The 26,901-nt window shown below is 69.5% G+C and carries 22 protein-coding genes and 1 pseudogene; 11 read left to right on the top strand and 12 right to left on the bottom strand.

All coding sequences use genetic code 11. From position 1 onward, the window contains the following. Positions 1-30 precede the first annotated feature (30 nt). From K8640_RS35150 to K8640_RS35160, 3 genes are all read right to left on the bottom strand, one after another. The gene (locus tag K8640_RS35150; protein ID WP_223751075.1) at positions 31-267 is read right to left on the bottom strand and encodes a hypothetical protein; all 237 of its coding nucleotides are present in this window, start codon (positions 265-267) and stop codon (positions 31-33) included. 141 nt (positions 268-408) lie between these two features. Beyond that, positions 409-1,197 (bottom strand): DUF4336 domain-containing protein, encoded by a 789-nt coding sequence (locus K8640_RS35155; RefSeq protein WP_223751076.1) that lies wholly within the window; start codon positions 1,195-1,197, stop codon positions 409-411. Positions 1,198-1,240: 43 nt separating this feature from the next. After that, positions 1,241-1,615, bottom strand: coding sequence for a hypothetical protein (locus tag K8640_RS35160; protein WP_223751077.1), 375 nt, complete (start codon positions 1,613-1,615; stop codon positions 1,241-1,243). 135 nt (positions 1,616-1,750) lie between these two features. On the opposite strand from K8640_RS35160, the gene K8640_RS35165 reads away from it, so the two are divergent. Further along, positions 1,751-2,569, top strand: a complete 819-nt coding sequence (locus tag K8640_RS35165; RefSeq protein WP_223751078.1) for a hypothetical protein — start codon at positions 1,751-1,753, stop codon at positions 2,567-2,569. A gap of 2 nt (positions 2,570-2,571) precedes the next feature. Here K8640_RS35165 and K8640_RS35170 read toward each other — a convergent pair whose 3' ends face one another. Further along, positions 2,572-3,372, bottom strand: coding sequence for a hypothetical protein (locus K8640_RS35170; protein ID WP_223751079.1), 801 nt, complete (start codon positions 3,370-3,372; stop codon positions 2,572-2,574). Between the two features lie 118 nt (positions 3,373-3,490). On the opposite strand from K8640_RS35170, the gene K8640_RS35175 reads away from it, so the two are divergent. From K8640_RS35175 to K8640_RS35190, 4 genes are all read left to right on the top strand, one after another. Further along, a complete protein-coding gene (locus K8640_RS35175) occupies positions 3,491-4,507 on the top strand; it encodes an AraC family transcriptional regulator (RefSeq protein ID WP_223751080.1) in 1,017 nt (338 codons plus the stop codon). Positions 4,508-4,661: 154 nt separating this feature from the next. Continuing rightward, complete coding sequence (locus tag K8640_RS42980) at positions 4,662-5,483, top strand: serine aminopeptidase domain-containing protein (protein ID WP_223784336.1); 822 nt, start codon at positions 4,662-4,664, stop codon at positions 5,481-5,483. Next, a complete protein-coding gene (locus K8640_RS35185) occupies positions 5,480-6,451 on the top strand; it encodes a hypothetical protein (protein ID WP_223751081.1) in 972 nt (323 codons plus the stop codon). The genes K8640_RS42980 and K8640_RS35185 overlap by 4 nt, the downstream gene beginning before the upstream one ends. 347 nt (positions 6,452-6,798) lie before the next feature. Further along, positions 6,799-8,463: a hypothetical protein gene (locus K8640_RS35190; RefSeq protein ID WP_223751082.1), complete on the top strand. Its 1,665-nt coding sequence runs from the start codon at positions 6,799-6,801 to the stop codon at positions 8,461-8,463. Positions 8,464-8,526: 63 nt separating this feature from the next. On the opposite strand, the gene xdhB is transcribed toward K8640_RS35190, so the two are convergent. From xdhB to K8640_RS35205, 3 genes are all read right to left on the bottom strand, one after another. After that, entirely contained in the window at positions 8,527-12,339 is a 3,813-nt protein-coding gene (xdhB, locus tag K8640_RS35195; RefSeq protein ID WP_223751083.1) for a xanthine dehydrogenase molybdopterin binding subunit, read from the bottom strand. 5 nt (positions 12,340-12,344) lie between these two features. Further along, the gene (gene xdhC / locus K8640_RS35200; protein WP_223751084.1) at positions 12,345-13,178 is read right to left on the bottom strand and encodes a xanthine dehydrogenase accessory protein XdhC; all 834 of its coding nucleotides are present in this window, start codon (positions 13,176-13,178) and stop codon (positions 12,345-12,347) included. A 102-nt stretch (positions 13,179-13,280) separates the two neighbouring features. Further along, the gene (locus K8640_RS35205) at positions 13,281-14,165 is read right to left on the bottom strand and encodes a LysR family transcriptional regulator (protein WP_223751085.1); all 885 of its coding nucleotides are present in this window, start codon (positions 14,163-14,165) and stop codon (positions 13,281-13,283) included. Between the two features lie 256 nt (positions 14,166-14,421). Here K8640_RS35205 and K8640_RS35210 point away from each other — a divergent pair, with 256 nt between their 5' ends. Next, entirely contained in the window at positions 14,422-15,543 is a 1,122-nt protein-coding gene (locus K8640_RS35210) for an MFS transporter (RefSeq protein WP_223751086.1), read from the top strand. A gap of 15 nt (positions 15,544-15,558) precedes the next feature. Here K8640_RS35210 and K8640_RS35215 read toward each other — a convergent pair whose 3' ends face one another. From K8640_RS35215 to K8640_RS35225, 3 genes are all read right to left on the bottom strand, one after another. After that, a complete protein-coding gene (locus K8640_RS35215; RefSeq protein ID WP_223751087.1) occupies positions 15,559-16,878 on the bottom strand; it encodes a DUF418 domain-containing protein in 1,320 nt (439 codons plus the stop codon). A 90-nt stretch (positions 16,879-16,968) separates the two neighbouring features. Further along, positions 16,969-17,601, bottom strand: a complete 633-nt coding sequence (nth, locus tag K8640_RS35220; RefSeq protein WP_223751088.1) for an endonuclease III — start codon at positions 17,599-17,601, stop codon at positions 16,969-16,971. Between the two features lie 47 nt (positions 17,602-17,648). Next, positions 17,649-18,524: a DUF1003 domain-containing protein gene (locus K8640_RS35225; RefSeq protein ID WP_046717925.1), complete on the bottom strand. Its 876-nt coding sequence runs from the start codon at positions 18,522-18,524 to the stop codon at positions 17,649-17,651. Between the two features lie 287 nt (positions 18,525-18,811). Between K8640_RS35225 and K8640_RS35230 the strand changes: the two genes are divergently transcribed. Then, positions 18,812-20,074, top strand: coding sequence for a serpin family protein (locus K8640_RS35230; RefSeq protein WP_223751089.1), 1,263 nt, complete (start codon positions 18,812-18,814; stop codon positions 20,072-20,074). A gap of 178 nt (positions 20,075-20,252) precedes the next feature. Here the strand turns inward: K8640_RS35230 and K8640_RS35235 are convergent, their stop codons facing one another. Continuing rightward, positions 20,253-22,307, bottom strand: coding sequence for a LamG domain-containing protein (locus K8640_RS35235; RefSeq protein WP_223751090.1), 2,055 nt, complete (start codon positions 22,305-22,307; stop codon positions 20,253-20,255). 352 nt (positions 22,308-22,659) lie between these two features. Between K8640_RS35235 and K8640_RS35240 the strand changes: the two genes are divergently transcribed. Together K8640_RS35240 and K8640_RS35245 are read left to right on the top strand one after the other, a co-directional pair. Beyond that, positions 22,660-23,565, top strand: a complete 906-nt coding sequence (locus tag K8640_RS35240) for a type 1 glutamine amidotransferase domain-containing protein (RefSeq protein WP_223751091.1) — start codon at positions 22,660-22,662, stop codon at positions 23,563-23,565. Between the two features lie 34 nt (positions 23,566-23,599). Beyond that, complete coding sequence (locus K8640_RS35245; RefSeq protein ID WP_223751092.1) at positions 23,600-24,481, top strand: helix-turn-helix transcriptional regulator; 882 nt, start codon at positions 23,600-23,602, stop codon at positions 24,479-24,481. Positions 24,482-24,497: 16 nt separating this feature from the next. On the opposite strand, the pseudogene K8640_RS35250 reads toward K8640_RS35245, so the two are convergent. Continuing rightward, positions 24,498-24,890: pseudogene (locus K8640_RS35250) on the bottom strand (lectin ESA-2); the annotation flags it as partial. A gap of 366 nt (positions 24,891-25,256) precedes the next feature. Between K8640_RS35250 and K8640_RS35255 the strand changes: the two are divergent. Together K8640_RS35255 and K8640_RS35260 are read left to right on the top strand one after the other, a co-directional pair. Continuing rightward, complete coding sequence (locus K8640_RS35255) at positions 25,257-25,880, top strand: hypothetical protein (RefSeq protein ID WP_223751094.1); 624 nt, start codon at positions 25,257-25,259, stop codon at positions 25,878-25,880. 91 nt (positions 25,881-25,971) lie between these two features. Beyond that, positions 25,972-26,865, top strand: coding sequence for a 1,4-dihydroxy-2-naphthoyl-CoA synthase (locus K8640_RS35260; protein ID WP_046713424.1), 894 nt, complete (start codon positions 25,972-25,974; stop codon positions 26,863-26,865). Positions 26,866-26,901 lie beyond the last annotated feature (36 nt).

A 26,901-nucleotide genomic window follows, 5' to 3' on the forward strand; every position in this document is an offset into this window, starting at 1 on the left:
GACTCGGGGCAGGGGACCGGGGACAGGTCCTCAGCAGCAGGTGCGGCGATACGAGCGCAGGCGCGACGTGCACACCGCCTGGCAATCGGCCTCGCCCTCGCAGGCGTCCCAGCAGGTGCCGAAGGTCCCGTCGCAGTCATCGCAGCACGCGGCCGCGAGCCGCTCCATCTGCTCCACCTCGACCCGCGGAGGCGCGTCCTCGGCCGCCACGGCGGCTCCGGCCCCACAGCAGACTCCGACGAACAGCGCCACGAGCATCGTTCTCATGTGTCCCCCCACGGCCTGGGCTCGATCCGGACCGTCGTTGTCCCACGGCGACGGCGGGTCGACCCCTGAGGAGACGGCGCTTGTCCGATATCTTCGGTCGCCTCGTACCGCGGGGCAGGTGTGCGGCGCCCGGGCGACGGCTCAACGCACCCAGGCGAAGGCGCGCTCCAACCGGGGCAGGGCATCGTCGAGGTAGCTGCGACCGTGCCCCACGACGACGCGCTGGGGCCGCCACGCGAGCATCCGCTGATAGCAGGCGCGCGCGGCGGCCTTGCGTCCCCAGGCCGTGAACTGGACCTCCCTGGGCGTCTGTCCCGGCCACATCGCCCCGCCGAGCGTGAGCATCCAGCGGAAGCGCGGCTGGACGCGCTCGTGCTCCAGCGCGATGACCATGTCCGCGACGAGCAAGGTCGACGAGTCCCGATGGAAGAACACGACCTCTTCGATGAAGCGGCTGCCTCGGAAGATGAGCTGGTCCAGGTCCTCCGCCCAGACCCCCGGCGCGCCGTCGGCGAGGTCCGCGTCGAACGGCGCCTCGAGCTTCTGCGAGCGCGCGCGCTCACGCACTCCCGGAGACGCCCAGGCCGTCGCGGCGGGGTAGCGCGCCTTCCACGCGGCGATGGAGACGTAGTGCAGCCGGTTGGGTGAGACCAGGTGCTCGACGGGGCCGAGCGCGTCGACCTCCGCGAACAGCTCGGGCGTGGGCGCGATGGGGGACCACAGCCACAGTCCCCCCGAGCGCAGGCGGATGATGACCATGCGCGTGGGGAAGGGCAGGGTGATGGGCCCCACCTTCATCTCGATGACGGGCCCGTCCACGCACCAGAGCCCCTCCGCCACCGGCTTGAGCGTGCACAACGGCACATAGGGCCGGAGGCCGTGGGACCACTCATCCTGTTCGTCGGCGTGCTCGCGGCTCCCAGCGCTCATGGCCGCGAAGCCTACCGTCCGGGGCCAGGGCCGTCGAAGGTGCTCAGCGCGAGCGCACCGTGCACGAGGTCTTGATGAAGTCCACGTCGTCGTAATACGCGCAGGTGAAGTACACGTTGACGTCGGGCCTGTCGGCGCAGTCCCGGCGCCCCGTCTGCGAGATGAGGTCCGCGTCCAGGTTCACGCACTCGCAGCTGTGGCAGCTTGCCTCCTTCTTCAGACACACGTGGCTCGTCGTCGCGGTGACGATGGTGCCGCAGTACTCCGTGGCGCGCTTGCAGCGCGTGTCCCCACACTCGACGGTCTCCGGGAAGGACGTGTTGCCGCCGTCCTCCTTCCCATCGTCCCCCTTCGAGTCACTCCCACAGCCCACCACCAGCATGGAGAGAAGCACCAGGTACTTCGCCATCGCCTTCATGTCGTCCTCCCGAGGAGTCACGGGGGCGGCAGCGCCCCCTCTTGTCGAGAGGAGACAGGCCGCGAGACACCGTTGCAGGAAATCGACAGCCCCCCACGCGCTCGGAGGCCATACCGCGCCATCGGAATATTCGTTATGTTCCAGACAATGACGCGGTGGCGACTGCTGGTGATGTGTCTCTTCGGGGCGACGGCGTGCGCGACGACACCGACGACCCCTGCGGCGCCTCCCTCGTGCGAGCCGGGGGCGTTGCTGCCCTGCGCGGAGTGGGGGCGGAAGCTCCTGCGCGAGGGCGACCGCTATCGCGCCACGGAGGCCTTCGCCAAGGCGTGTGAGGAAGGCGACCTGTCCGCGTGCATGACGGAGGGCGAGCTGCGCAAGGAGGCCGGTGACTACAACGGCGCCGAGCGTCCGCTGCGCAAGGTCTACGACACGGGCCAGGAGTCCGCCGCCATCGCGCTGGCGGAGGTGCACGAGGCCCGTGGCGGCCCCAGGGACCTCCAGCTCGCGTCGGACTTCCGACACGAGGCCCTCGCGCTGAACAAGCCGGCCACGGAGGTGGTCTTCGCCCTGCGCGTGACGACCGAGGCGGGCGCCGCGACGGAGCTGTCCTTCAACCTGCAGCCCATGGCCTTCCACCACCGGCGCCTGGGCTTCGGGTTCAACACCGTGCTGGGCCCTCCCGACCTGTTCGAGCTCAACGGCTTCGGTGGTTACCAGCACTACGTGTCGCCCTGGCTCATCCCCTACGCGCGGTTGATGATGGGGGCCCGCTCGGTGGCCGGGGGCAGCGCGCTGAACGTCGGCGGCGAGGCCGGGGCCAAGGTCGCCTGGGAGGACATCGGCCACATCAACATGGCCGCGGGCGTCTCCATGGCCAGCGGTGGCTACTTCTCCGTGGGCCTGGGCCTCAATGGCATCATCGTCCTGGCGATCCTGCTGCAGATCCGCTGAACTCACTTCGAGGGCATCCCCAGCACGTAGGAGATGGCCGCCTTGCCCGGCGCCTTCACCTCGCCGACCTCCCAGGTGTAGCCCTCCTTCGCGAGGGACTCGGTCATCGCGGCGAGCTCACGCGGATGGTGCACCCGCAGCGCGGACACCAGCCCGTCCCAGAAGATGAGCAGCGGCGCCACCGGCACCCCGTACGTGAGCAGCAGGCGCAGCGGCGTCATGGGCCGCACCAGCGGGGTGAAGAGCAGCACCAGCACCGGCACCAGCAGCATGGACAGCACCCCGACCGGCGTGCGGCGCACCGTCTCGAACGCTGCGATGGGGACCCCCTTCGCTTGCGCGTCCGCGAGCACCTGCCGGGCCTCCTCGGGGCGGAAGTGGTGCAGCGCGCTGAACAGCGTCCGCATGCCGCGCAGGTCCGAGGGCACCTGGAGCGCGTCCACCGAGCGCGCCAGGTAGGTGACGCCCTCGCCGCGCGCCCGCTCGGCGGCCTCCGCGTTGGGATACTTGTCCGACAGGAGCACGCGCGCTTCCACGCCGTGCTTCTCCGCCAGCAGGCGCTTGAGCCGGGGCAGCGGTCCGCGTCCCCCCGAGCCCAGATCCAAGAGCGCGTCGCTCCCGGAGGACTCCAGGCCTCGCGCGAGCACCTCCGTGGCGCCGTCGAAGAGTCCCAGGCGCGAGCTGACGGTGTGCAGGTAGTCGGTCGCCAGGTCCCTCAGGGCGTGGGGGAACCAGTCCTGGTCGATGAACTCGAAGAGGTGCAGCCGGGGCACGCGGGCGCGAGCGGTGACGGTGTCGTTCATGCGCCAAGGGTGCCGTCCCGAGCGCCCGGCCGCTGTGACAGCCCGCGCCAGAACGGCTTGCCGCGCGCGCCAGCCGGCGACTACCGTCCGCCGTGTGCCGAAGCCGTCCTCCAGTGGCGTGCCGTCACTCTCCGCCCGACTGGCGCGCCAGGCCCTGCGCATCGCGAGTCGGATGGGGCTGCCCGTGGAGACGCTGCTGCGGCGCGCGGTGGGCCTGAGCCTGGAGGACCTGGACGACCCGGAGCTGCGCGTCCCCTACGCGGTCCTCGACGACCTGCTGGAAGAGATGGAGTCCCTGTCCGGCGACGCCAACCTGGGGCTGCACCTCGCCCGCGTGGACATGGTGGACCTGGACGACCCGGCCACCTTCGTGGTGCTCACCAGCGCCACGCTGCGCGACTCGATGGAGCGCGGCGTCCGCTACCAGCGCGTGTGGGGCGACGGCGAGCGCTTCCGGATGGAGGACACCGCGCGCGGCGTGCGCATGCGCTTCACGCCCGTGGGCGCGTGGCGGCCCGCGCACCGGCACCTGGTGGAGGCCGCGCTGAGCCAGTTCGTCACCGGCGTGCGCGCCTTCACCGGCGAGGACGTGCACCCGCTGCGCGTGCGCTTCGCCCACCCGGCGCCCCAGGACGTGTCCGAGCACCAGGCCCTGTTCCAGGCGCCGCTGGAGTTCGACGCGCCCTTCAGCGACATCGAGTTCTCCCACGAGGACGCCAGCCGCCCCTTCGTCCACGCGGACACGCTGCTGCACGCCATGTTCGAGCGGCTGGCCCAGCGCGCCCTGGAGAAGCTCCCGGCGCTGAGCACCACGGCGGACCGCGTGCGCGAGCAGGTACGGCAGGCCCTCTCGGGTGGGGACGCGTCCTTCCAGGCCGTGGCCCGGGCGCTGCGCGTGCCTCCGCGCACCCTCCAGCGTCGTCTGGCCGAGGAGGGCCACTCGTACGCGGGCATCGTCGACACCCTGCGACGTGAGCTGTCCGGCATCTACCTGCGACGTCGCATGTCCATCGCGGAGGTCTCCTTCCTGCTGGGCTACGCCGAGCCCGCCGCCTTCCACCGCGCCTTCAAGCGCTGGTGGGGCCAGAGCCCCGAGCGCTTCCGCCGCGAGCAACAGGACTCCTCTTCTTCCTGATTTGCACGTGTTACGGCGTGTCAACGGGTCCGCCGGGACTGCGCGCGACATGTCTGGGAATGCTGGAGCGGCCGAGCGGACAAGGACCGTTTGACTCGCTTGGCGGCGCGTTCCTAGCATCCGGGGATATCGCAGCGGGGGACTCTCCACTCACATGCCGGCTTTGACTGAGTCACCTGGGTTCCTGACCCAGGGGGAGGACTCGCTCTATTACGTCCACCATCGGGCCCGGGCGGAGCGTCGCGCGGCGGTGTTGCTCGCGGGGCCGTTGGGATTGGAGCGCGCGCATGGCTACGTGGTGTGGGTGCGGTGGGCCCGCTACCTGGCGGAGCGGGGCGTGGAGGTGCTGCGATTGGACTACCGGGGCTCGGGGGAGAGCACGGGCCGCTTCGATGAGATGACCTTCCCGCGCTGGGAGGAGGACGTGCGCACGGGCCTGGAGCACCTGCGCGCGGCGAGCCCCGGGGTGCCGGTGTTCGTGCATGGCTTGCGGCTGGGGGCGCTGCTGGCGGCGCGGGTGTTCCGGACGGACGCGGTGAATGGGTTGTTGATGTGGGAGCCGCCGGAGTCGGGGCGGGCGCACCTGATGGAGGTGCTGCGGCGCAAGGTGGCGGCGGACAACCTGGAGGGGACGGGGGGACAGGCGCGCTCGCGTGAGGACTACGTGGCGCGGATGGAGGCGGGGCAGGTGGTGGAGGTGGAGGGGCTGCCCTGGTCGCGGGCGCTGTGGCGCAGCGCGGAGGGCTATGAGCTGGCATTGCCGGAGGCGCACGAGGCGCGGCCCTGGCGGGTGGTGCACCTGGATGGCAGGCCGGCGGAGCGGTTCGTCGCGCCGGGGCGGAGCGGCTCGGTGCGTGCGCCGCGGCCGTTCTTCTGGACCACGAGCAACCGGCTGCTGCCGGAGCTGACGGAGCTGTACGCGGATGGCATGGGCTTCATCGCGGGCGGCGGGGCGCGCGCGGAGGTGCGGTCATGAGGGAGCTGGTGCAGTTGGACGTGAAGGGGCATCGGCTCTGGGGGACGTACCATCCGCCCGCTCCGGGGACTCGGCGCTCGGTGGGGGTGCTGTTCCTGAATCCGGGGCATGTGCCGCGCTCGGGGCATGGCGGGCTGTCGGTGCTCGCGGCGGACCGGCTCGCGTCGAAGGGCTTCGCGTGCTTCCGCGTCGACCTGCCGGGGTTGGGGGACTCGGCGGGGGAGCTGCCGGAGACGACGGCGGAGCTGTACCAGCACGTGTGTCAGGGCGGCTTCGTGGAGGTGGCGAGCGCGGTGCGAGAGGAATTGCAGCGTCGGTTCGGCTTGCGCGGCCTGTTGATGGGGGGGCTGTGTGGGGCGGCGACGACGGCGCTCTACCTGGCGGACCAGGAGCCCGAGGGCGTGCCGGGGCTGTTCATGTTCGAGCCGGAGTTCTACCTGTCCGAGCAGGAGGCGAGCGCGGTGGGGGAGGGGGACGTGACTGAGGCGGCTCCGGGGCGGCTCAAGCGGGTGACGTCGAAGCTGTTCTCGTACTGGGGATGGATGCGGATGCTCACGCGCGAGAACGAGTACGCGCGGCTGTTCAAGTACGTGCCGTTCCCGCGTCAGAAGTTGTTGGACCTGTTGATGGACTGGGATTCGTTGCCGGCGGTGGCGAACGTGCCGTTGGTGCGAGCGTGGCAGCGCGTGGTGCGGCGCGGGCAGCCGGTGTTGGTGATGACGGCGGAGGGCAAGCTGCGCGACGTGTTCTTCGACCGCATCCACCGCTCGGCGCTGGCGGACCTGCCGCATCCGAACCTGTCGCGCGTCCGACTGCGGGGCACCAATCACATCTTCACGACGGGGGGCGCCATCGAGGCGTGCGTGGCGGAACTGGCCCGCTGGGCGAGCGCGAGCTTTCCCGAGTCCGCCGCGGTGCCCGAGGGTGTTGACGCCGCGCGTCCGGGGCTGGAGCGGGTGGCTGGCTGAGATTGTCAGGCCATTTCCTGACGTCGGACAGGTGACCCGAGGATGAGCGGTCCGTGCCCCTCGCGCGGTGGTTCTTTCACTGTGCAAGGAGTGGAAGGCGAGAGGTCTCCTATTACTTCAAGGTGATGGACGCCGCTGACGAGTGGTCCTTCGAGACCGATTGTCGGTACACCAACAGCCGGTGGCTCTGCCTCGCGTAGCCTGCTCCGCGTCTGGCTGGAGGTGGACGCTTCTGTCCGCCTCGGCGACGCCGAGAGGGACGTCGATTTGAGCGAGGGGTGGCCCCTGCGCCATGCTCTGGCTTCGCCGTGGCGGGATGCGCCGCCAGGGTGAACGGGGGACATGCAATGAAAGACAACGAGCTGCTCGAGGCGCGCGCGGAGCCGACGTCCCCTCCTGCTCCGGGAGGGCTGCGCGGCTGGTGGTCGCGGTGGCGCGCGGAGCGACGTGCGCCGAAGCGCGCCGCCCCGAAGAAGCCTGGGGTGGTCCGTCGCGGCTGGACGCAGCACGTGGCGGGTGTCGTGGACGTGGCGCTGGTCGTCCTCGCGCTCGCCATCGTCGCCGTGGCGGGTCAGCACGCCGCGGCGACGGCCCCGGACGTCCCGGGCGGGTGGCGGCTGCCGGTGTTCCTCATCCTGTTGCCGTTCGGTTTGACCTATACGTCGTTGCTCTCGGCGCGCTCGCGGCTGACGCGGACCCGGTTCGAATTGGCGCATCCACCGGGCAACTACAGCCCGACGGACCAGCGCATCCTCTTGAGCGTCCAGAAGTCGTGGAGCTACGAGCGGCTGCTCTTCCGGGCCGCGCTGGGCAAGGTGGGGCTCCACGCTCAAATCTATGGGCTGGTCACCACGCTGACGCTGGGGCTCACCTACCTCATCTGCTTCCCGCTCCCGAAGCCGACAGCGGACGGGTACACGATGGTGCCGCTGGTGGCCGTGGCCGCCGCGTCCGCCGCGACGGTGTCGTTCGCCATCCACTTCGGGCGCATCGTCGTGCGGCTGGCGAGCCAGGACTTCAACGCGCGGATGTACTCGTGGGCGACCCGTTCGATGTTGCTCTCGCTGTGCGCGACCGTGGTGGCGGCCATGTTCCTGACGCCCAAGGCGGGCTCCGAAGCGCCGCTGGTGCAGTGGTTCGACCGGGCGGTGCTCTTGGGCGCCACGGTGGCGGCGCTCGGGGACCAGGTGCTCGAGTTCGTCGTGGCCAAGGCCGCATCGCTGTTCGGCATCGCGGTGCGAAACCCCGCGGGCGTGGCGGACCTGGAGGAGATCGCCGGGCTCACCCGGGACGACGTGGCCCGGCTCGCGGAGGAGGGCATCGAGTCGACGCATGGGCTGGCCTATGTGCCCACGGCGCGGCTGTTCTTCTCGACCAATCACAGCCTCCAGCGACTGGTGGACTGGCAGGACCAGGCGCTGCTGCTCCAGTGGGTGGGCAGCGCGCGAGCGAAGTCACTCGCGGACCGGCTGCTGGTGCGCGGGGCCATCGACCTGTGGGGCACGGTGGTGGCCCTGGACGCGGCCCCGGATGACGCACGTCGTGCCGCCCTGGCGCAGGCGCTGGGGATGGACGAGTCGCAGGTGTCGTCCATCGTGAAGCTGGTCGAGCACGACCAGGTGGTGCGGCGGCTCCACGCACACTACGTGTCCACCGCGTGGGTGAACCCGGGGACGGAGCCCGTGCCGGTGCTGAACGTGTCGCTGATGAACGGCGTGGGGCCCGAGGACCTGGAGCGCATCGTCGCGAACGCGCTGGTGCAGCGGCCAGGGCTCAACGAGGCGGACGAGGCCCGGGTGCGCGCCGTCGTCGAGCAGGCGCTCCAGTCCGCCGCGGACAGCCGTCCAGGGCTCTTCGCTCGGCCGGAGTTCGGGCAGGTGATGACGGAGTGTCTGAAGGATGCGCTCGCGCAGCAGCCGCCCTCGGCGCCGGTGGACCTGGAGGCGCTCGCCCGCGTCCTCCAGGAGTCGGTGCGCACGGCTCCGGCGGACGTGCCGCCGACCCGGAGCTGAGCCCTCGTTCGCTCGACGCGCCGCTGTGGCTGCTCCAGGTTGGACATTGTCTTCAACGGTCCATCATGCGGCGACGCGTCCGTCCTCCGCCTTGTCTCGCGACAGGCGCTTCTGGATGGCCAGGAACAGGGCCTCGTGCGTCGCGGGGGCGGCGAGCTCCACGTCACCCCCTGGCTGGCCGAACGCGCCCACGGCGTCGCGCAGCGCCTCGCGCACCGACAGCGCGAGCATCAGCGGCGGCTCGCCCACGGCCTTGCTGCCGTGGATGGTGTTGTGCTGCGTCGCCCGCTCCAGCAGCTTCACCCGGAAGTCCACGGGCGCGTCGCTGAACGCCGGCACCGGGTACGTGCTGGCCGAGTGCGTGAGCAGCCGGCCCTTCGCGTCCCACCGCAGGTCCTCGCCCGTGAGCCACCCCAGGCCCTGCACGAAGCCGCCCTCAATCTGTCCCCGATCCACGCCCGGGTTGAGCGAGTCGCCCACGTCCTCCAGCACGTCCACCCGGAGCACGCGCTTCATGCCCGTGAGGCCGTCCACCTCCACCTCCGTCACCGCCGCGCCATACGCGAAGTAGAGGAACGGCTTCCCCTTGCCCTTCGCCTTGTCGTAGCCGATGCCCGGCGTCCGGTAGTACCCCGTCACCGACAGGCCCACGCGCGCCAGATACGCCGCGTCCACCACGGCCGCGAACGCCGCTGACACCTCGGGCGCGCCCTTCACGCCCACGCGGCCGCCCTCGAACACCAGCGACTCCGGCGCCACCCCGCGCCCGTGCTTCTCCGACAGGAGCTTCGCCGCCACCGGCGCCAGCCGCTCGCGGAGGCTCACGCACGCCTCGCGCACCGCCGCGCCGTTCAAGTCCGAGCCGCTCGACGCCGCCGTCGCGGACGTGTTGGGCACCTTGTCCGTCACCGTCTTCGCCAGCCGGATGGCGTCCGCGGGCAGGCCCAGCTCACGCATGGCCACGCCTTGAATCTTCGTGTGCAGGCCCTGGCCCATCTCCGTGCCGCCGTGCGACACCATCACCGAGCCGTCCCGATACACGTGCACCAGCGCGCCCGCTTGATTCAGGAAGGTCGCGGTGAACGAGATGCCGAACTTCATCGGCGTCATCGCAAGCCCCCGCTTGATGTTCGGTGAACTCGCGTTGAACGCGTCCACCTCCGCGCGCCGACGCGACAGCTCCGAGGACTCCTTCAGCTCACGCCACAGCCCCGGCAGCCGCTCGTCCTCCAGCTCCTGTCCGTAGTGCGTGGTGTTCGTCTCACCCGTGCCCCGGTAGAAGTTGCGCTCGCGCACGTCCTCCGCGGACAGACCCACCGCGCGCGCCACCCTCGCGAGGACCTCCTCGCCCACCAGCATGCCCTGCGGACCGCCGAAGCCCCGGAACGCCGTGTTGGAGACCAGGTGTGTCTTCGCCACCCGCCCCGTGTAGCTCGTGGCCGGGATGTAATAGGCGTTGTCCAGGTGGAAGAGGGCGCGGTCCGTAATCGACTCGGACAGATCCAGCGACCAGCCGCCGTTCGATACCAGCACGGCCTTCAGCGCCAGCAGCTTGCCCTGCTCGTCGAAGCCCACTTCGTATGTGGCATGGAACGGGTGCCGCTTGCCCGTCACCACCATGTCCACGTCCCGGTCCAACATCCATCGCACCGGTCGGCCCGTGTGCCACGACGCCAGCGCCACCAGCGCCGCGGGCGCGTTGCCTTGCGTCTCCTTGCCACCGAAGCCGCCGCCCATGCGCGGCGACTGCACCACCACGCGGCTGCGCGGCAGGTGCAGCACGTGCGAAATCACCGCCTGCACCTCGGACGGGTGCTGCGTGGAGGACACCACCGTGATGTCCCCATCGTCGCCCTTCTCGGCGTAGGCCGCGTGCGTCTCCAGGTAGAAGTGCTCCTGGCCGCCAATCGACACGGTGCCGGACAGCCTGCGAGGGCTCGCCGCGAGCGCCGCGTCCACGTCACCCCGGCGGATGATGTGCGGCTCCGTGTGGTAGCTGCCCTGGGCGATGGCGTCCTCCACCGTGAGGACCGCGGGCAGGGGCTCGTACTCGACCACCACCTGACGCGCGGCCTCGCGGCATGCGTCCACCGACTCGCCCACCACGAGCGCGACAATCTGCCCGTGGAACAGCACCTCGTCCCTGGCGAGCAACGGCTCGTCGTGGCGGATGGGCCCGGTGTCGTTCATCCCCGGGATGTCCTCGGCGAGCAGCACCGTCACCACGCCGGGCAGGGCCCGTGCGGCCGTCGCGTCCCGGCGCAGGATTCGCGCGTGCGCATGCGGCGAGCACACCGGCCACACCTCCAGCATCGGCCTCGACTGCGCCACGTCGTCCACGTACTTCGCCGCGCCCGTGACATGGCCCAGCGCGCTCTCGTGGCGCAGGACGCGCGTGGCGTCCGTGGGCACCTCGCCGTCACCCCCGACAAAGCCCGGCGCCGCGTCCAGCGAGGGACTGCGCTCACCCGTGAAGAACTTCTCGAACAGGCTCACGATGAGCCCGCGTCGGTACTCCGCGCTCCCGCGCAAGTCGCTGATGGGGGACAGCTCCGCGCCGAGCACCGGCAGCACCTGGTCCACGGTCTCCCGCGTCCACGGCTTGCCGACCAGCAGCTCCTCGGTGCGACGCGCGCGAATCGGAGTCGCCGCGACGCCGCCGTAGCCCAGCCGCGCCGACCGCACCACGTCGCCCGAGTCCACGTCCACGCAGAAGCCCGCCGCGACGATGCTGATGTCCAGCTCACGCCGCTTGGACACCTTGAAGGAGTCCGAACGCCGCGTCAGCCCGCTGTCCGCCGAAGGGCCGTGGGGGATGACGATGGCGCGCACCACCTCGTCCGGCTGGAGCGCCGTCTTGCGGTACGCGAGGAAGAACTCCGACAGCGCCACCGTCCGCTTGCCGCGCACCGACGCCAGCACCAGCCGCGCATCCAGCGCGAGCAGCACGGGCGCCAGGTCGCCGATGGGCGACGCCGTCACCAGATTCCCGGAGAGCGTGGCCCGCTGGCGGATCTGCCGCGACGCGAAGACGTTGAGCATCTTCGTCACCTCGGGCAGCGCCGTGCCGAGCGCGTCCTCCAGGTCGACGAGCGTCGCCGCTCCGCCCACGTGCCATCCATCCGCTTCCCGACGGACGTCGCGCAGCCCCTCCACCGCCTCGGTGGAGATGAGGAAGGGGTAGCGCTTGGACTTCTTGGTGATGTCCACGCCCAGCTCGGTGGCGCCCGCGACGAGCATCGCCTCCGGGTGCGCGGCCTTCAGCGCGAGCAGCTCCTCCCACGACGTGGGCCGCAGGAACTTCTGTCCCTTCGCCTCGTAGCTCACGGACGACAGGGCCGCCGCGGGACCGCCGAGCGGCGTGCCGGGAATCGCGGTCAACCCCACCGCGGCGTCGCGCGCGGCGAGCGCCTCCATCATCGCGTCGCGGATGGGGCGGTAGCCGGTACAGCGGCAGATGTTCCCACACAGCTGGTCCGCCACCGCCACCGGGCTACAGACGGCCGGACGCGAGTACGCCTCCGCCATCGACACGACGAAGCCCGGCGTGCAGAAGCCACATTGCGAGCCGTAGTGCTTCACCATGGCCTGCTGCACGGGGTGGGGCTTCTCCCTCGAGCCCACGCCCTCCACCGTGACGATTTCACGGCCGGCCACCATGGGGACCAGGGTGATGCAGGCGTTGAACGCGCGCAGGTTGCGGTGGCCCTGCGCGTCGCGGTCCACCATGGCCACCGTGCACGCACCGCAGTCACCCTCGGCGCAGCCCTGCTTTGTCCCCGTGGCGCCCCGGGCGCGCAGGAAGTCGAGCAGCGTGGTGTTGGGGGACACGTCGTCGACGCGGACGACGCTCCCGTTGAGCCGGAACTCGAACATGGTGCTCATTCTCCAGACGAGACCCCGCGCAGGCGGGGCGGCTCCGAGACGGACGGCTCGGGGCGGGTTTCGACGAAAGGCTGGTGGTGGAGCTGGAGCAGGCCCGCGGCGATGCTCACCGCGACCTCCTGGGGCGACTTGCCGCCCAGCTCCAACCCCATGGGGCACTGCACCCGGCTCAAGAGGCTCGCGGGCACGCCGCGCGCCTCCAGGCGCTGCCGGAACCGCGCCCACTTGGTCTTGCTGCCGATGAGACCCAGGTAGCGCGCGGGCTTCTCCAGCGCGGCGGCGACGATGTCCTGGTCCAGGTCATGTCGGTGCGTCATCACCGCGACATAGGTGCGACGGGCGTCCCACGTGGCGCGGGCGAAGAAGTCCTCCCACGGCTCGTCGTGGCGCGTCACGGACGCGGGGATGCGCTCGCCCTGGAGCCACTCGGGGCGCTCGTCCACCAGGTGCACCCGGAAGGGGGTGCCCTCCAGGATGCGACACACCGCCTGGCCCACGTGGCCGGCGCCGAACAGGTACAGCCGAGGCCCGTGGTTGACGGGCTCCACGAAGACGTCCACCACGCCTCCACAACACTGGCCGAGCTTCGCGCCCAGCGGGTAGCGGTACGTGCGGGACTCGCCGCGCTCCAGGCACCCGCGCGCGTCGGCGAGCACCAACTGCTCCAGGTGTCCGCCGCCCACGGTGCCGTGGAACACGCCGTCCCCGCGCACCAGCAGCTTCGCGCCGGGCTCGGCGGGGGTGCTTCCCTGACACATTGTTACGGTGGCCACGGCGAAGGGCGCACCCTCGCGCGCCCACTCGCCCAACTGGCGGACCCAATCCCACATGGTCCCCCAGACTCTGCCACACCCTGTGTCCGGTGGGGATGGGTCTGCGTGCATCCTGTGTGGAATGGATGGCGGCCCGGCGGGCGGGCGGGCCCGGAAGTCTCAGGTCTCGAACAGGTGCGCCGCCATGAAGTCCACGAACACCCGCAGCTTGGGGGACAGGTAGCGGCTGGAGGGCCACAGCACCCGGAACGTGCCCTGGTGGTGGAGGTGGCTGTCGAGCACCTTCACCAGGGTGCCCTGCGCGAACTGCCGGCGCAGGGCGAAGTCCGGCAGGCAGGTGATGCCCAGGCCCTGCTCTGCCAGGTGGATGAGCGGCTCGATGGTGCTCGCCACCACCGTGGTGGGCAGCTCGACTTCCTTCTTGCGCCCCTTGCGGAACGGCCAGCGCTCCAGCTTGCCGGTGGTGGCGAAGCGGTGGTGCAGACACGCGTGCTGCTTCAGGTCCTCGGGCCTGCGGGGTGTGCCCCGGCGCGCGAGATAGTCCGGCGAGGCGACGAGGACCAGCCGGAACGTCCCCAGCACCCGCGCCATCAGCCGCGAGTCGCTGATGCTTCCGCCGCGCACCACGCCGTCGAAGCCCTCGTCGATGACGTCGACGAGCCGGTCCGAGAAGTCCAGGTCCAGCTCGATGTCCGGATATGCGCGCATGAACGCGCTCAGGGTCGGCAGCATCAACATGCCCACCAGGGGCATGCTGATGCGCAGCTTGCCGCGCGGAGCCTCCTGCGTGCGCGCGAGCTCCAGCTCCGCGGCCTCGATTTCACAGAAGATGCGCCGGCAGCGCTCCAGGAAGAGCGAGCCCTCCGGCGTCAGGGTGATGGTGCGTGTCGAGCGGTGGAAGAGCCTGACGGAGAGCCGCTCCTCCAGCCGCGACACCGCCTTGCCGATGGCCGACGACGACACCCCGAGCTGTCGTCCCGCCACGGTGAAGCTGCGCGCCTCCGCCGCCTGAACGAAGGCCTGCAGTGAGCCGAGACTGTCCATCCACCGCGCTCCGATTCCGGACATCCATGTCCGATGTGTTCCGAACTCTAGCGTGATGGTCCGCGAGCCCGCCCGAAATTACCTTGCCCGCCAACACCTCACGGTCGACGCGCACGGGCCCACCTCGCCTCTTCGGCACGAGGGCCTCCGTGTATCGACCTCATCCCCACAGGCCATGACCACCTCCTCGCTTCCTGTCGATGCCACCCCGCGGACCGAACCCGCGCTCCCTCTCGGAGGGCTCCTCGCGCTGGCGATGGCGGCCTTCATCACCGTGCTCACCGAGGCGCTCCCCGCGGGGCTGCTGCCCCGGATGAGCGTGGACCTGGGCGTCTCCGAGTCCCTGGCCGGACAGCTCGTCACGCTGTACGCGCTCGGCACGTTGCTGACGGCGATTCCCCTCACTGCGGCGACGCAGGGGTGGCGCCGCAGGCCGTTGCTCCTCGGCGCCATCCTGGGCTTCGCCGTCGTCAACACCGTCACGGCGGTGTCGTCCAGCTTCGCGGTGACGCTGGCGGCGCGCTTCCTGGCGGGGGTGTTCGCGGGGCTGCTCTGGGCGCTCGTCGCCAGCTACGCGGCGCGCATGGTGTCCGAGCGACAGAAGGGCCGGGCGATGGCCATCGCGATGGTGGGCATCCCGCTGGCGCTGTCCCTGGGGATTCCGGCGGGCACGTTCCTGGGCGCGGCCGTCGGCTGGCGCGTCACCTTCGGAATCATGAGTGGCCTGACGCTGGTGCTCGTGGGCTGGGTGTTCGCGCGCGTGCCGGACTTCCCCGGGCAGCCCGAGGACCAGCGGCTGTCGCTCGCCCGCGTGTTCCTGATGCCCGGCATCCGCCCCGTGCTGTTCGTCACGCTGGCGTTCGTGCTCGCGCACAACGTGCTCTACACGTACATCGCCCCGTTCCTGGGGGCGGTGGGGATGGCGGGGGACATCGACGTGGTGCTGCTCGTCTTCGGCGTGGCGGCGCTCGCCTCCATCTGGGGCGTGGGCGTGCTCATCGACCGGTGGCTGCGGGAGCTGGTGCTCGTGAGCACGGCGCTCTTCATCGGGGTGGCGGTGGTGCTCACGGTGTCGAGCGGGCTTCCCGCCGTGGTCCACGCGGGCGTCGCCGTCTGGGGGCTGGCCTATGGCGGCGTGGCCACGCTCTTCCAGACGGCCTCGGCGAAGACGGCCGGGGAGGCCTCCGACGTCGCGCAGTCCATGGTCGTCACGGTGTGGAACATCGCCATCGCGGGAGGAGGGCTTGTGGGCGGCGTGCTGCTCGACACGCTGGGGACGCGCTCGTTCCCGTGGATGCTGATGCTCCTCCTGGTGCCCACGCTGCTCGTGGCCTGGAGGGCGCGGGAGCACGGCTTCCCACCCGTGCCCCGGCGCTGAATCACGGCGCGCGGCTCAGGTCGCCATCGCCGCGCCGGATGCCCCGGCGCTCTTGCGCATCGGCTGGGCCTTGCCGTACGTCAGCGAGCGCCACACCCACTCCATGGGCCCGAAGCGGAAGCGCGACAGCCACAGGTGGCTGAAGACGATCTGCACGGCGAAGACGCCCAGGCAGTAGAGGATGCACAGGCTGGGCGCCAGCTTCCCGAACAGCCCCAGGCCGTAGCCGTAGAACACGAGCACGCTGATGACGGACTGGCTCAGGTAGTTCGTCAGGGCCATGCGACCCACGGGCGCCAGCACCGACAAGATGCGCTGGAAGGTCGAGCGCTGGAAGAGCAGGGTGATGGCCAGCACGTACGTCGCCGCGAAGCCAATCTCCCCCATCGTCCGGATGGGGGTCAGCGCGAACGGCAGCCACGCGGGCAGCGCGTCCGGGTCCAGGATCTTCCGGATGACCAGCTGCTGCACCACGGCGCCCACGCCTCCGCCCACCACACCCATCGCCAGCGCTCCGTAGAGCAGCCGGCGGAAGAGTGGCAGGTGCTGGGCGGCGTCATGGAAGAGGCGCCGGCGGCCCACGTAGAAGCCCAGGAGGAAGCGGCCCATGAGCCCCACTGAGTGGAGGACCATGATGTGCAGGAACTCGACCCGGTGGAACGTCGCGCCCGCCTTGACGACATCCCACCAGCTGCCGTCCGTGAAGCTGGGGAACAGGGCGACCTTCAGCGCCGCCGAACGTTCGCTCTGCGCCTTCGCGAGCGCGGCGGCGGCCTCGGGGGTGGCGGCGAGCAGCTGCGGGAGCTTGAGGACGAAGGTGGTGAGCAGCGGGCCCACCACCAGCAGCGCTATCGCCCATCCCAGAATCGTGCGGTCGTCCCGCTTCCGGAACAACAACAGCCAGAAGCCGAGCAACGCGTAGTTGCTCAGGATGTCTCCGTACCAGATGAGGTACAGGTGGCTGAGCCCCAGCGCCAGCATCACCACGAGCCGGCGGATGTAGAGCCGGGTGATGTCCGAGCCCCGGGCGTCCGCACGCCCCATCTGCACCGCGAAGCCCAGGCCGAACAGGAACGAGAAGATGGTGATGAACCGGCCGCCCACCAGGATGCCGAAGGCCGGCATGATGATGCGGTCGATGAGCGAGCCTTGGGTGAACTGCGCCTCGAGCTGCTCCTTGGGGAGGAACGCCCGACCGCTGAACCACATGAAGGTGTTGGAGATGAACACGCCGCAGAGCGCGAAGCCTCGCAGCGTGTCGAGCAACGCCAGGCGCTCGCCTGAGTCTACCGGGCGGGCGTCGGTGGGGGTGGCCGACGAAGGAGCAGGGGTCATGTCTTGCGTAGATACGCTCGAACCCCCGTTTCATTGTCTGTATTCCGTGCTTGCGGCGGATACGGCGCTGACCCGGCAAGCCGGGTGGGCCTATACGCCGATGCGTGGGCAGATGTCCTTCACGATGCACGTCTCACATCTGGGATTCTTGGCCGTGCAGGTGTAGCGGCCGTGCAGGACGGTGGCGGGGCCGAAGAAGGTCCAGGTGTCCTGGGGGACGAGCTTCATCAGGTCCTGCTCAATCGCCTCGGGCTTGTCGTGCTTCGTCAGGCCCATGCGCTGGCTGACGCGGGCGACGTGGGTGTCGACGATGATGCCGGAGGGGATGTCGAACGCGGTGTTGAGCACCACGTTGGCCGTCTTCCGGGCCACGCCGGGGAGCTTCACCAACTCTTCCACGGTGCGGGGTACCTCGCCGCCGAACTGCTCCAGGAGCGCCCGGCTCATGGCCTGCACGGATTTGGTCTTCTGCTTGTAGAAGCCGGTGGGCTTGAGGTCCTCCTCCAACTGGGCGGTGTCTGCGTCGGCGAAGGCCTGGGGGCCGGGGTACTTGGGGAAGACGGTGGCGGTGACGCGGTTGACGCGCTCGTCGGTGCACTGGGCCGCGAGGATGGTGGCGACGAGCAGTTCGAAGGGGGTGGACCAGTCAAGCTCGTAGCGTGCGTCGGGGTGCTGCTCGCGCAGGCGCTCGAGGAGGAGGGCGGCTTTCTCGGCGGGTTTCATGGGGTGTGTGAGCGCCACCCTACCTGAGGCATCTGACATCCGGGGCTTCAGCCGTTGAAGGTGCGCGGGGGGACGGGGGCTGGGGTGGAGCGCCCGCGCTCCACGGCGTCCAGGCGGGCCATGGTCTGCGCGTACAGGTGGTCCAGCTTGGTGTGCAGGTGTGTCACTTCCAGGCCGGCGCGGATGTTGGCCTCGTACTCGACGTCCGAGCGGATGCGGTCCTTGGCGGCCTGGCGGCTCTGGCTGATGAGGACGAAGCAGGACAGGAAGATGGCCTCCAGGCTGACCACCATGGTGAGCAGGCCGAAGGGGAACGGGTCGAAGGCGTGGAAGCCGGGGATGAAGTCCAGGTTGATGGAGATCCACACCGCGAACCAGGCGGCGTGCAGGAGCATGAAGGTGAAGGTGCCGCTGAAGGCGGAGAGGCCGTCCGCGAGCCGCTGGATGGGGGTGAGCCGCTCTTCCACGGTCTCGTTGGGGCTGAGGGTGGGGCGGCTGTGGAGCATCTTGTCCGCCTCTCGCAGGCGCCGGCCGATGGCGGTGAGCACGTCCATGGCGCTGGAGGGGTGGCGTTGGAAGAGCAGTTGGAGGTCGGCCCGGTCGACCTTGAGGGCGTGGGTGTCCTGGATGGCGCGGGCGTCGGCGCTGCGCGGGTCTCCGTCGAGCAGGGACAGCTCGCCGAAGAAGTCACCGCGGCGGGCGGTCTCGAAGACGATGACCTGGCCGGTGGTGTCCTCGACCGATATCTGCACCTCGCCAGCGCTGACGATGTAGATGGCGCCGCCGGGGTCTCCGCGGGAGAAGACCTTCTCTCCGGCGGAGAGGCGGACCTCCTCGAGCTGGGCGGCGAGCAGCTCGCGCTCCTCGTCGTCGAGGGCGGCGAAGAGGGGGACTTCCTTGAGCAGGGCGACGTCGGCGGGCATGACGCGGAGGTCCTCGCGGAAGGGATGCGCCCCGTACGCTGGCACCTTCCGGGCCCGCCGCCCAGCGTCCCCGTGTCACGGGGATGTCGAACCCCGGGCCCGTGACGGGGCGCTGGTGAAAAGGTGGGGCGGGTCCTCGGAAATCCGAGGGCAGGCGGGAAGGGGACAAGGCCAAACATCTGAAGTTCCAGGCCCGTGGCATGTGCATGGCCCTTGCTTTCGGAGGCGAACCTTCTTGCTCCCGAAAGGTCTGGTTCATGGCTTCATCGACGTCGCTGAAAGCTTGCATGTTCGCGGTGGTGTGGGGACTGGCGGGCTGCCATTCCGACGAGCAATCCCCGGCCGAGCGGGAGCCGCCTCCACCGGGGGCGCTCGTCGCCTCGGAGAAGGAGCGGGTGAGGTCTCCCTCCGTCTCCGACACGGACTTCGCCGCGCTGGTCGCCGGCAACACCGACTTCGGCGTGGCGCTCTACCGTCGGCTCGCCGAGCCTGGAGAGAACGCCGCCGTGTCTCCCCTCAGCATCACCCGGGCCTTCAGCCTGGTGTACGCCGGAGCACGCGGCGAAACCCAGGCGCAGATGGCACGGACGCTGGGCTTCACGCTGCCCGCGGAGCAGCTGCACCCGGCGCTCAATCGGCTGGACCTGGCGCTCCAGGAGCAGGTGGGGCAGGCGCATGGCGACAAGGGGCCGGCGCCGACGTTCCGCGCGGTGAATGCCCTCTGGGGACAGCAGGGCTATCGCTTCGAGCCCGCCTACCTGGACGTGCTCGCCGAGCACCACGGCGCGGGCTTGCGCACGGTGGACTTCGCCGCGGACCCGGACGGCGTACGCCGCGCCATCAACGACTGGGTCTCCGGCATGACGGCTGACCGCATCCGGAATCTGATTCCCCAGGGGGAGGTGCGCGCCGACACGCGACTGGTCCTGGCCAATGCCCTCCACTTCAAGGGGGCCTGGCGTACGCCGTTCCCTGCCCAGGCCACGAGCCCGAAGACCTTCCATGGCCTGACGGGTGGCACGACGCAGGTCCCGATGATGCACACCTCGTGGTCGTTCCCCTTCGCGCGTGGAGAGGGCTATGACGCCATCGCGCTTCCCTATGTGGGCCGCGCCTTTCGCATGCTCGTCATCGTCCCCGACGCGGGTCGCTTCCAGGAGGTGGAGCAGCGCCTGTCCGCCGCGTTCCTGGACACCGTGCGAGCGAACCTGAGCGAGCGGCACATGCTGCTGCGCTTCCCTCGCTTCGAGGTGAGGCAGTCGGCCGCCCTGGGGGATGCGCTGAGCTCGCTGGGAATGGAGGATGCCTTCTCCGACCGCGCGGACCTGTCTGGCATCACCAGCGAGGAGCGACTGATGCTCACTGGCGCGCAACATCAGGCCTTCATCGCCGTGGACGAGGCGGGCACCGAGGCCGCCGCCGCGACCGCCGTCGAGATCGGGCCCGTGTCGCTTCCTCCCGAAGTCCACGTGGACCGCCCGTTCGTGTTCGTCATCGAGGAGGTGGCGACGAGGAGCGTGCTCTTCCTGGGTCGGGTCGTGAGCCCCTGAGGCGACGAGGCGCACCGGTTCGACCCATCCGATGACACATGACGGGCTCCGGGATGAAGCTCCGGAGCCCGTATGTGGACGTGAATGGATGAGCGTGAACGCCCGCCGCCAGACACGTCAGAAGCGCTCATGTGTGCCAATCCCTGCCCCGAATCTTCTCGGGATGCAAGGTGCAAGGTCAGCAGCAGTTGCTTGGCTTCCGCGCGATGACGGCGATGAGGACGGCGATGTTGATGAGCAGTTGTGCCAGCACGACGGCCAGGTAGGCGCCCCCGGACGTGAAGAGGCCCACGACCATGAGGATGAGCGACGCGCAGTTGAGGGCGATGGAGACCCAGTTCCCCATCAGCATGTCACCCAAAACCTTGCCGAGTGTCCCTGCGACGTAGAGTGCCTTGATGACCTTGATGACGGTGCTGCCACTGGTCGCGCCCTTGGCCGCCTCGCCGATGGCCTTGAGCAGGGGCGTGCTCTCGCCGACGACCTTGCTCAAGGAGGAGACGGCTCGGCTCGCGGAGAAGCCCAGGCCCACGACGGTCAGGAACAGGCAGAGGGACGTCGCGGCGACGGAGACGACCCAGCCGATGCACTCCGTGTCGACGGCCAATTCCATCCGTCCGCACTCGACGGGGCCCTTGGCGGTGTGGTGGTAGAAGACATACGCGGCGCCCTCCACCTTGCCGGCGATGGCGCCCACCGGCATGCCTCCGGGGCCGTTGCCCTTCGACAGTCCAAGATAGAGATTGTTCCGGAACAGCGAGCGCAGGCGATCCTTCAGCGCCCCGGGAACCGAGGCGAGCACCGGCTCGTAGGCGGCGATGATGGCTTGGATCTGGTCGGGCGAGAGCGGGCTGTTCGCGGGGTAGGGCACCTCGTCGCGGGACCAGCGCACAGCGGGTTCGAGCCGCGCGGACGAAGGCTCCACCGCCAGCTGGGTCGAGGCGGTCCCGGGAGGAGGCGTGGACTCCGACGGAGGGGTGCTCACCGTGGCGGGGAAGGCCGTGTTGAGGAGCACCGGCGGATTCCCTGTCACCTGGTTGGTGAGCATGATGCTGCTCCAGGCGTAGTACGCGACGCAGCCCTCCGCGTCCGCGGGCGATTGCGACATGTACTGCTGGACCTCGTTGGCGGAGATGGCGCGGGACCAGAGCGCGGCCGCCTGGAGGTATCCCTGGAGGTCGCTGAGGGTGGACCCGGCGGTGTCCGGGCTGTACGTCGCGCCGAACAGCCACACCGGGTTCGCCAACACCGGCAGGGTGCACGGGATGGTCAGGTCATGCGAGCCGTCGAGGTAGATGAGGACCGTGGAGTTGCTGTACGTGGCCGCCAGGTGATGCCAGGTGCCCGGGGGCAAATGGATGCTGTTCCCCCAGCCGCTGGAGCCTCCCGCCGTATCCAGCTTGAACTCGAGGTTGAAGCCTCCACCATTCCACTGCACGCCCAGGGAGCAGCCGTAGCCGCTGTCCCGGTCCCTGCATGAGAACAGGGTTCGGGACGACTCCTGGAAGTCGGAGGGCGCGTCGAGGTTGAACCAGCCCTGCACGCTGAAGGGGGCTCCGTCCGCCGCCACCGTGAGCGCGTCGCGGGGCGAGGGCTGGACACCCGTGTTGATCAGTCGCAGCGCCGGGGCGACCATCAACACCTGGGCGCCGCCCTGGAAGGTGGCCGCGTTGTGATGATTGCCGGAGACGTCGTTGCTCGAGCCGTCGACGAAGCTGTAACACGCGGCGAGGTGGGTGCTCGGCGAGGGGATGTCCCACGTGGGGAGGCGCTCGCCCTCGGGCAGCGCCGTGGACCAGAACGCGACGTTGATGAACTGCGCGTCCACCGTGCTCCCCAGGCTGAACGGGGCGTTGGTCGTGGTGGGGCCGGAGATGAAGCCCTCGATGACCGGCGTGCCATTCGCCCACAAGGTGTAGCTGCCCTGGGTGGTTCCCTGCGACTCGAAGACCAGCAGGAGGTACTGCCATTGGCCTGGCAGCAGTTCGATCTCCGCGCACTGTGGCGTGTTCATCCCAGGGAGCTGCAGGGTGGGGAGCAGCCCATGCAGTCCGATGGAATAGGAGGTGCCGGACCGCAGCAACACCCCGTCATAAGCGGGCGCTCGGGGGTTCAACCAGAAGCCGATGGAGTAGGAACTGCTCCCGCTCAGGTCGATGGGGCTCGACGTTCCGAGTTGGATGCTCTGTCCGAAGTGGACGTCCGCGGCGCCGTACTGGTAGGTGGGTCTCATGGCGCGGAGCGCATAGCAATGGGTGCGCCAGCTCGGCCCATCGAGGAGCTCGCCCGGTGAGGTCCTGGTTCGGGGGCAGGTGAGCCGACCTGGCGCGTCCGGTCGCAACGCAGTTGCGTCTCGCCGGGCCGCATTCGCGCACGAGGGCGAGAGGTATTCGAGACCCACCGGGCTCGTCTGCCGCTGGAGGCGCGTCAGACCTCCTCGAAACTTGCTCCCGTGACCAATAGATCACCTCTTCCGAGGCAAAGTCCCCGCCGGATGGAGCTCACAGCTGATTGGCGCGTTCGTTCAAGCCCGGGTGACCTGGCCTCCCTATCCTGGTGATGACGCTGTCACCAGGAGGGCTTGCATGGATGTGTTTCGTTGGTCTCGCGCGGGGCGGCTCGTGCTCGTCGCGCTGACGAGTCTGGTGGGTTGCTGGGGTTGTGCTTCATCTCCGACCCGGGCCGTGGTCTTTCCCTCGGAGCCCCTTGCTCCGGCGGAGGTACGTGCTCCGGGCGCCGTGCTCATGGTCCTCTCGGCGGCCTCCGAGCAGAAGCTCGCGGATGGGAGTGTTCGTCAGACGGGCGTCTTCCTGAACGAGTTCTACGAACCCTACAAGGTGCTCGTCGACGCGGGATATCAGGTCGTGCTCGCGACTCCCGGTGGCCGTGTTCCTTCGTTCGACCCGGAGGGGATGGACCCGAAGTACTGGAAGGAGCACCCCGAGGCGCTCGAGGCGGCCAAGGCGATGGTGACTCGATTGGATGCGCCGGTCTCCATCTCCGACGTCCGGGGCCGTGCGGAGGAATTCCAGGCGCTCCTCGTGCCAGGAGGGCAGGGCGTCATGGTGGACCTGCTCCACGATGCGGAGCTGCACGGGCTGTTGATCGACTTCGGCGCCTCGGGTCGGCCCGTGGGACTCGTCTGCCACGCCCCGGCGCTGCTCTCGCGACTGCCTCCGGATGCGAGCCCCTTCGCGGGGCGACGCGTCACCTCGGTGTCGGGATTCGAGGAGTGGTACATCGAGACCTTCGTCATGGGGGCGCGCGCGGAGGTTCGTGGCATCGGCGACCAGCTCGATGACGCGGGCTACCTCCATGAGACGGCTTTCCCTGGTCGCTCGCGGGCCGTGCGCGATTGCAACCTGGTGACGAGCCAGAACCCGTTCTCCGGGGCGGACTTCAATGCGAGCTTCCTGGCGGCGCTCGGTGATTGGCGCAACGGGGGCCGTTGTGCGCAAGAATCCGGCGGGACGGAGAAGGCCACCCGCTGACGAGGGCTCGCGGACCATGGAGGACCAAGGCGTCATGACGAGCCCGGCCTTGCGCCGGGTGCTCGAGGCCACGGTGGCCCGTTCCTACCCGGAGATCGCCACCGGTGGGCGCGACAAGGTCGCCATCCTCCAGGCCGTCCTGGACGCGCATGGCTGGCGCCCGGTGCTGGAACTGGGTCTCACGCTTCGGACCCTGTCCGCACATCCGGTCCTGCGTGCGCTCGGGGCCGGGGCGACTCCCTGGCACACCATGGAGCGGTGGCAGACGCTCGAGCGGTTCCTGCACTCGCGTCACCGCACCCGGTTCGTCGAGCGCGACGTGAGCCTCACGCGGATGACCCTCCAGCACGTGGCCATTGATGGGGGCAGGATTCGCGCGGTCAATGACCTGTTCATCTGGGGCGTGCTGATCGCCGTCTTGGAGTCCGCGGGCTTCACGGGGCTCACCGTGTCGCTCGCGTCGACGGAAGGACGCTCCGTCGTCATCCATGGAGGGCGGGGCCCCAAGGTGCTACCGGCGAAGACCGATGTGGCGACCTTCGCCTGGAAGTCACCGCGGGACGTTCCTGTTCGCGAGAGTCCAGCTCCAGGCGAGGAGTCGCGGTCGGTCCGGGACCGGCTCCAGAAGCTGATGAGCGTGGACCTGCTGCATCCATGGACCTTGGAGGAGTGCGCGCAGCGACTCATCCTCTCCCGCCGAGGACTTCAGCGAGCCCTGCAGGAGGAGGGGACGACGTTCTCCGCCACCCTGCAGCGCACGCGGGTCGAGGCCGCGCATGCGCTGCTCGGTGAGCCGGAGCTCACCTTGACGGATGTGGCGTTCTGCACGGGCTTCGCCGACCAGGCCCATTTCTCGCGGACGTTCCGCAAGTTCAACGAGGTCCCGCCATCCGCGCTGCGAGGGCTCCTGCGATAGCTGGCGGTCAGCCCTGGTCGCCGCGGAAGCCGATGGGCCCTTCGCCGTTGTAGGTCATGGTCCCCGTGAGGGATTGGCCGCCGTTGGGCGAGGTCAGGTCCAGGTTGATGACGTTCTGCCCCTGGCGCGAGCCGAGGACGAAGGTGCCGCCTGGATTCCACGGGGCGGTCGGCCCGCCCCACTGGTTCTCGACGGCGTAGTTGTTCGGACTGGTGAGGGTGGCGCGGAAGCCGATGGGGCCCTCTCCGCTGTAGGTCATGGAGCCCGTCAGCGTCTTTCCTCCATCACTGGAGGAGACCTTCATGGCGACGACGTTCTGCTTCTCCCGACCACCAATCGTCCACGTGCCACCCGGATTCCAAGGAGCCGACGAGCCGCCCCATTGGTTCTGCACCTTGTATGAAGACATACCTGGCACTCCTGTGTTTGTGGGTTGAGGGCCCAAAGACAGGCTTTGTCCAACGTCAATCCGGGTGGAAGGCGCCTGGAGTCGTCTCTGGGGTGCGCGGAGGATAAACAGACCGAATTCGAAGGTGATGTGAAAAACACCGAGTGTGGAGGGCTGATCACTGGGTATGCGATTGGGACTAGCCCTCCGGTCCCGGGTCTCTGGGAGGAAACTGGCAGCGGCATCTGTCCCTGCAGGTGTGCAGCAGAGAGGGCGTCGTCAGGTTTCGAACCAGGCTGCCGTGAGTCGCTCGTTCGATTTCCCGGGGACGAGAGGGCTTCGTGCCGCTGTGCGAGCGCCCCGGGGCGCTTCATGATGGCTTCGTTGGTGGCTGGAGGCTCGCGGAAGATGGGATACTGCATCTATCATGTCGCCTTCGAGGGCCCTGCTCCCTCGTTCGAGACGCTTCGGGACCTGGTGGCGGCGCGGTTGGGAACGCCCGTCGACCTCATCGAGACTCCGCCGGGTTTCTGGGTTGGCATGGGGAAGCCCAACGGGGGACTGAGTGGGTTCTCGCTTCTCCGTCATGAGGGCGCGTTGGAGCCCGAGTGGGATTCCGAGTCGCCCGACGATGCGCTCCTCTTTCGCATCCTGGAGGAGTTCGGAGGCCGGAGGGCGCTCGTCAATTCCCCGGCGCCTCGCCGGGTGAGATGGCGCTTCTATTTCACCGGGACGCCGCCGACCCCTGAGCAGGTCGAAGCGCGGTTCGAGGAGGTCACGGGCATTGTTCCCGAGCGACGGCCCAGTGAGCGCGCCTATGAGTTCCCCGTGAGCCACTCACTCGAGGCCCCCATGCTTCTGGGGCCCGGACATGGCGTCTCACTCTTCCTCAAGTCCTACGGAATCTCTCTGACGACCGGGTTCGACCTGACGCTCTTGACCGAAGTGCTCGCCGTCCTGGAATCGCTCGGTGGACGTCAGCTCGACCATGACGACCCCGCAATCTCGTGACGCGTGAGACGGGCGCGCTCCACGATGGACGCTCCCGGCGGGCCGGCGTAGGGTCCGCGCCGGTTCCACCCTTTCTCCCGAGTGAGCACCCATGGTCTCGGCCATCTTCAATCCGGCCCGCTGGAAGCCCGTCGAGGGCCCCAAGTTCAAGGACATCACCTTCCACCGCGCGGTGGACCAGGGCACCGTCCGCATCGCGTTCAACCGCCCCGAGGTGCGCAACGCCTTCCGCCCCCGCACCGTCGACGAGCTGTCCCGCGCCCTCGAGGCCACCCGCTTCATGACCGACGTCGGCTGCGTCCTCATCACCGGCAACGGCCCGTCCCCCAAGGACGGCGGCTGGGCCTTCTGCTCCGGCGGTGACCAGCGCATCCGCGGCAAGGACGGCTACAAGTACGAAGGCGAAGAGGGCGAGTCCGACCCCGCCCGCCTCGGCCGCCTCCACATCCTCGAGGTCCAGCGGCAGATCCGCTTCCTCCCCAAGGCCGTCATCGCCGTCGTCCCCGGCTGGGCCGTCGGCGGCGGGCACAGCCTCCATGTCGTCTGCGACATGACCATCGCCAGCCAGGAACACGCCGTCTTCAAGCAGACCGACGCGGACGTCGCCAGCTTCGACGGCGGCTACGGCTCCGCGCTGCTCGCCCGACAGATCGGCCAGAAGCGCGCCCGGGAGATCTTCTTCGTCGGCGCCAACTACTCCGCCCAGGAGGCCTTCCAGATGGGCATGGTCAACGCCGTGGTCCCCCACGAGAAGCTCGAGGACTTCGCCCTCGAGTGGGCCGCGGAGATCAACACCAAGAGCCCCACCGCCATCAAGATGCTCAAGTACGCCTTCAACCTGCCCGATGACGGAATGGTCGGCCAGCAGCTCTTCGCCGGCGAGGCCACCCGCCTGGCCTACGGCACCGACGAAGCCCAGGAAGGCCGCGACGCCTTCGTCCAGAAGCGCAAGCGCGACTTCAAGCGCTTCCCCTGGTCCTACTGACTCCTCGCGCCTCGACCCGCTTCGGTGTCTCCCGGA

Origin of the sequence: Myxococcus sp. XM-1-1-1, from assembly GCF_020037095.1 — a bacterium.
In the GTDB taxonomy this organism is placed as follows: domain Bacteria; phylum Myxococcota; class Myxococcia; order Myxococcales; family Myxococcaceae; genus Myxococcus; species Myxococcus fulvus.